Source organism: Chitinophaga sp. GbtcB8 (genome assembly GCF_019091455.1).
Classification (GTDB): domain Bacteria; phylum Bacteroidota; class Bacteroidia; order Chitinophagales; family Chitinophagaceae; genus Chitinophaga.
The window spans coordinates 1-1,751 of the sequence record NZ_JAGXJN010000087.1; the positions used below are offsets into that span (position 1 = coordinate 1).

The 1,751-nt window shown below is 45.7% G+C and carries 3 protein-coding genes; all 3 read right to left on the reverse strand.

Annotated features, from left to right (window positions below):
- Nucleotides 1–924: IS66 family transposase (locus KVT36_RS31470; protein WP_217607389.1), on the reverse strand; the 924-nt coding region annotated here is incomplete at its 3' end.
- A 38-nt stretch (nucleotides 925–962) separates the two neighbouring features.
- Nucleotides 963–1,337: an IS66 family insertion sequence element accessory protein TnpB gene (gene tnpB, locus KVT36_RS31475; protein ID WP_217607390.1), complete on the reverse strand. Its 375-nt coding sequence runs from the start codon at nucleotides 1,335–1,337 to the stop codon at nucleotides 963–965.
- Nucleotides 1,334–1,690 carry a hypothetical protein gene (locus KVT36_RS31480; protein WP_217607391.1) on the reverse strand — a complete coding sequence of 119 codons (357 nt, stop codon included), beginning with the start codon at nucleotides 1,688–1,690 and terminating at the stop codon, nucleotides 1,334–1,336. The genes tnpB and KVT36_RS31480 overlap by 4 nt, the downstream gene beginning before the upstream one ends.
- Nucleotides 1,691–1,751 lie beyond the last annotated feature (61 nt).

The following is a 1,751-nucleotide window of genomic DNA, read 5'->3' on the forward strand; positions in this document are numbered from 1 at the left end:
ACCATTGCTTTCGGCAATAGTATCATACACCTGGTAGCCGTCTGTCTGGATAGTACCTTTATAGTCTGCCAGCATCCTGGATGGCCCTTCCTTATTGCGTCCCTCCTGGTAATCAAAAATGACCAGTTTATTAATACTGTCCTGGTAACACCAGAAAAAGCCACGGTGTGTAGCGCCTTTTTTGTCCTTGTCAAGTACCGGTATCGGGGTTTCATCACATTGAATGTATTCGCTACTCAACACCTGTTGGACCAGCGCCTCATAAAGCGGAATGATCAACTTTGCTGCAGCACCTACCCAATCTGTTAAGGTAGAATATGGGAGCTTCACCCCGGCGCGTTCAAAGCGCTGCATCTGGCGATGTAATGGTAGGTGATCAACAAATTTGTCGATGATCATCTGTGCCAGCAGGCCGGGTCCTGCAATACATTTTGGGATGGGCGCAGATGGAAGTGCTGCCGTTATTATAGAAGTATCAATGGATGGATCACCTTGCGGCGTCAGGTATTTATACCGGATGTATTTCTTTACATAGAGCTCCGCGGCTTTATATTCCAGTACTTCTGTTTCCAATTGCCCGATCTTCTTGCTTCCTGCCGGTATGTGAGCAGGTTCAATAATGATCTCTTCTCTGCGTAAGTGATCCGGCAATTTATGTCTTCCCGGATGAGGCAGCGTAGTAGTGGCAACTTTGCTGCGAACATAAGATATTTTCTTTGCCTCAGTAACATTGCTGGCTAATAGCTGCTCTGCCTTTATATCCAGTGATAGCTGTTGGATATTGCTGTCGGATGTTACAAACTTTTCGTGACGGCTACCGAAGATCATTTTCTTCAACATAGACAGCTCATGCTGTAGCTGGCGGATGGTCTGTTGTGCCTGCTCATAACGTTGTTTATAGTCTATGTCGGGGGGCTGCTGCATTGCGGATGCAATGATAGCAAAGATTTATACAATATAGGTTAGTACGATGTTAATGTGCAGGTATTCCCCTGGTGGTATCGTTTCCTGTAGTGCACCTTTTTAAGACTGATTCCCTGCAGGATCAATACCAGCTGGCTATAACTGATCACCGCATGTCGCTGGTCATGCAGGAATATGGGCAGCTCAAAGGTACCTGCTTCCAGCCTTTTATGAAAAATGGCAAAACCATCTCCCTGCCAGACCAGCAGTTTAAGCTGATTGCATCGGTTGTTAAGAAATATAAATACATCCCTGGAGAGCGGTTCTGTATGCATCTGTTCTTTAACAATGGCGGCCAGGCTGTAAAAGCTCTTATTGATATTGACAGGCTCACGGTAAAGGAAGTAGCGGCAATCCGGATTCAGTGCGATCATTTGGGGGAATATAGTAATTCTCTTAAAAAGGTAGCCGCAACAGGTTGGTGGATCACCAGCTTGCTGTTGTCAGGCAATATGTATGCTGCAAAAGGAACGGACATCTCCAGAGATCTGTCCGGAATAAGGGATATAAACCGGGCAGCGGCCGACTTGCGTGGCTTGCGCTTGTACCCCATGTCAAACTGCCGCATCCAGGTCTTCAGCCCGGATAATGATATACCTTTTTCTTTACAGAAATCATTCATCTTCAAAGGACTTTGTTCCCATTCAGATAACAGCCTTTTCTTTTCAGTAACAGATCTACGAGGCAACACAGTGCCGCTTTGAGCTCTTGACATTGCTAAATTCATTAGATGCCAAAATTATCTGTTCGACAGTTAACGGAAAACATGCACTTGCTCGGAGGGATAC